This is a genomic window from Staphylococcus ureilyticus (genome assembly GCF_002902235.1).
Lineage (GTDB): Bacteria > Bacillota > Bacilli > Staphylococcales > Staphylococcaceae > Staphylococcus > Staphylococcus ureilyticus.
This window is the reverse complement of the sequence record NZ_PPRL01000129.1, coordinates 1-3,622: the sequence shown is the minus strand read 5'-3', so window position 1 is coordinate 3,622 and position 3,622 is coordinate 1. Positions and strand designations below refer to the sequence as shown.

3 protein-coding genes and 1 pseudogene are annotated in these 3,622 nt (G+C 31.5%); all 4 read left to right on the top strand.

The genetic code is table 11. The features are described from left to right. The first annotated feature begins 300 nt into the window (after positions 1-300). Positions 301-1,602, top strand: coding sequence for an LCP family protein (locus tag CD150_RS11725; protein WP_103161622.1), 1,302 nt, complete (start codon positions 301-303; stop codon positions 1,600-1,602). Positions 1,603-1,624: 22 nt separating this feature from the next. After that, entirely contained in the window at positions 1,625-2,095 is a 471-nt protein-coding gene (locus CD150_RS11720) for a DUF2538 family protein (RefSeq protein ID WP_019468155.1), read from the top strand. A 78-nt stretch (positions 2,096-2,173) separates the two neighbouring features. After that, complete coding sequence (locus CD150_RS11715; RefSeq protein WP_073342552.1) at positions 2,174-2,596, top strand: GNAT family N-acetyltransferase; 423 nt, start codon at positions 2,174-2,176, stop codon at positions 2,594-2,596. 236 nt (positions 2,597-2,832) lie between these two features. Continuing rightward, positions 2,833-3,622: pseudogene (locus CD150_RS11710) on the top strand (GW dipeptide domain-containing protein); the annotation flags it as partial.

Genomic DNA, 3,622 nt, shown 5'->3' with positions numbered 1-3,622 from the left:
CATTTAACATATGCTAATTATATCGTAAGTTTATAAATAAATCATTTTAGCCATGTCGTTTTTCTTAATAATTATTTCTTTTATTTTCATTTAGAATATTTTAATGATCAACTATACGCCAATTTATAATTCAAACTTTAGTAGGATAAATTCTTAGTTGATATTTTTTAATGTTAGTTATAAAATTATAAGTTATAGTACAAATTTCTCTTTACAATAATTTAATGAAATAATCAAAAACTTAACATTAGATCAATATTGTAATATATACAAAATCACATACGATGGGGAGCTTCATACATGAATAAATTTTTAAAATACCTTTTAATATTTCTATCTTTAATTCTTGTAGTTGTTCCAGTTATATTTGCCGTTTTATTACTTAAATCGTCACAAGGTGCATTTGAGCATTCATTGAATACGAGCGATACTTCTAGAGAATCAAGTATTCGTGAATCTAAAGTAAACCCGTCTAAAGATCCAATCTCTATTTTATTTTTAGGTATCGATGATAATAGTGGTCGTGAAAAGAATGGGCAAAGCGCTGAACAATCAAGAACTGATGCAATGATATTATCTACTTTTAACGCAGATAAAGAACAAATTCGAATGTTAAGTATCCCACGCGATACAATCAGTTACATTCCAGAAGTCGGCTATTATGATAAAATTACACACGCGCATGCATACAACGGCCCTACAGCTTCTATGGATTCAGTAGAAGCTACATTAAATGTGCCCGTTGATTATTATGTAAGAATTAACATGGAAGCATTCGTGGATGCCGTTGATGAACTCGGTGGCATTGAATACGATGTTCCATATAATATTTCTGAACCAAATACAAACGATACAGGAAAAATAAAAGTGAAAAAAGGTCACCAAAAACTAAATGGAGATGAAGCTTTAGCAGTCGCTAGAACACGTCATCAAGATTCAGATTTAAAACGTGGCCAAAGACAGATGGATTTAATTAAAAAGCTATTTATTAAAGCTCAAAAAGCAGATTCATTCAGTAAATTAGATGATGTAATTGAAATAGTAGGTAAAAACGCGAAGCATAATTTAAGTTATAAAGAAGTAAAAGCACTAGCTACATCTTACTTAAAAGATGATGTTAAAATTAAAAGTAAACAGCTAGAAGGTCAAGATGATTATTTAAATGGTGTTTATTACTATAATCCTAATATTAAAAATATACAAGATACTGCAAATCTTTTGCGCAGCGATTTAAATTTACCTAAAATTAAAGATACAGACGATTTCTTAAATAAACGTGTCATCGACTTTTATGGTACACTCGTACCACAAACAGAAATTGATAGTAGTTTATTACGTAAAAATCAAAAAGATAGCTCTGAGGAAGATGAAGACGATTCAAATTCACAATCGGAACAAAATAATTCAAATTCACAAGATACAAATTCTACAAATGAAAATCAACAAAATAATATGAATCAAACAGATAATAACCAAACGACAGAGCAACCGAACGATTCAAATCAACAATCTGATTACAACCAACAAATAGATCCTAACCGACAGCAGCAGGATCCAAATCAACAACAAAACACACAAGAGTTACAAACAAATCTATATTAAGCTGTAGAGAGGAGATCGCGACATGTCACGAAAAACATATGAAAAATTAGCGAATATAAACGGTATGTTTAACGTTTTAGAACAACAATTAATCCATAGTAAGGATATGGCACTTTTTAGAAATGAATTTTTCTATGTTAATCACGCACATCGTGAAAACTATGAAGCTTTACGAATCTACTACAAGGATAGTGAAACCAACCCTGTTGTAGACGGTGCATGTTATATCGTAGCACTACCCGAAATTTTTGATAAAGTTGATGTTTTTGAATCAGAACTACCTTTTTCTTGGGTTTATGACCAAAATGGTATAACGGAAACAATGAAAGAACTTAGTGTACCACTACAATATTTAATTGCAGCAGCCCTTGAAGTAACAGACGTCAATTTATTTAGGCCGTCAGGTTTTACTATGGGGATGAACAATTGGAATATTGCACAAATGAGAATTTTTTGGCAATATACTGCATTAGTACGTCAAGAAGCTCAATAATACATTAAATAACTACCCTATTACATTATAATTGTGATAGGGTAGTTTTATTATATTCAAAAGAAATGAGGTTTTATCATGTTCGAAGTGGTTACTACATCTAAAATGTTGGATGATGCATACGAAATTAGAAAAGCAGTTTTTGTTCGTGAACAAGGAGTCCCGCTTGAAAATGAAATAGATCAATTTGAATCTAGCGCTACTCATGTCATAGGTTATGATGAACTACACTCCCCTTTTGCAACTGGAAGGTTTAGACCCTATCAAAATGGAGCAAAAATTGAGCGCGTAGCAATTTTACCAACACATAGAAAATCAGGTCATGGCAAAGCTTTAATGCTTTTCATTGAAACAGTAGCAAAAGAACAAGGGTATAATATGTTAACGCTTAATGCCCAATGCCATGCACAACGCTTTTATGAATCATTAGGTTATAAGGCTTCAGGTGATATTTTCTTAGAAGAAAATATTGAACATATTTTAATGAATAAAACAATTTGAACTAAATAATTTAATAAAGTTGCAGTTAATGTACATCTTTATTATGTAATATTCCAAAGAGTGTAATATTTTAATATATTTGAAATTAGGCGTATTTCCGCCTTTTCTTAAATTATTTCTACTTTTTTAGTGTCTTAATAAGATTAATTTTATATTACAAATCTATGAAATCAATTCAATTAAACTATCTTCGTATTATAATGGTATTAAATATTAATAATAAAAGGGGCAGTTAAATGACTAATAAAAAGTTGAATTATAAGGTACCTTCAATAGTTGCATTGACGTTAGCTGGTACAGCTTTGACAACCCATTATGCACATGCAGCTGATAATACACAAAATCAGAAATCAAATAAAAATGTGTTGAATGATGAAAATACCTTAAAGCAAAGCGAAGAAATAAAATCTGAAGTTAGTAATCCAACGACAAATATTTCAGGGACACAAACATACAATGATCCAAGTCAAGTGCAAGAACTCAAGTCAGATGAACCTGAAAATTATGATGCACAATTAGACGAACTAAACAAAGACACATCAAGTCAAAATACATATTCTACACAAAATCAAGAAAATCAAAATAATTCTGACAGCAATAAAAATACAGATGCCCAAGCCGTAAATAATGATGTTTCTATAAGTACTGATGTGAAAACCGACAGCACTAACGTAGCAGATCAGAATGATGATAAAACTACTGTTGCTCAAGATGATAATGCTTCGGATGTTGCTGACTCTGAGGTAGCTTCTGATGAATCAACTTCTGGTTCTGCAAACGATAACAGTACGGCTTCGAACACTAACGAAAGTAAAGAAGACAGTACTAACATAGCAGATCAGAATGATGATAACGCTAATGTCGCTCAAGATGATAATGCTTCGGATGTTACTAACTCTGAGGTAGCTTCTGACGAATCAACTTCTGGTTCTACAAACGATAACAGTACGGCTTCCAACACTAATGAAAGTAAAGACGACAGCACTAACGTAGCAGATCAGAATGATGATAACGCTAATGTCGCTC

Excerpts from the sequence above, each read along its gene's own strand:
- CD150_RS11725 (WP_103161622.1), top strand. The coding sequence starts at position 301 with ATGAATAAATTTTTAAAATACCTTTTAATATTTCTATCTTTAATTCTT.
- CD150_RS11720 (WP_019468155.1), top strand. The coding sequence starts at position 1,625 with ATGTCACGAAAAACATATGAAAAATTAGCGAATATAAACGGTATGTTT.
- CD150_RS11715 (WP_073342552.1), top strand. The coding sequence starts at position 2,174 with ATGTTCGAAGTGGTTACTACATCTAAAATGTTGGATGATGCATACGAA.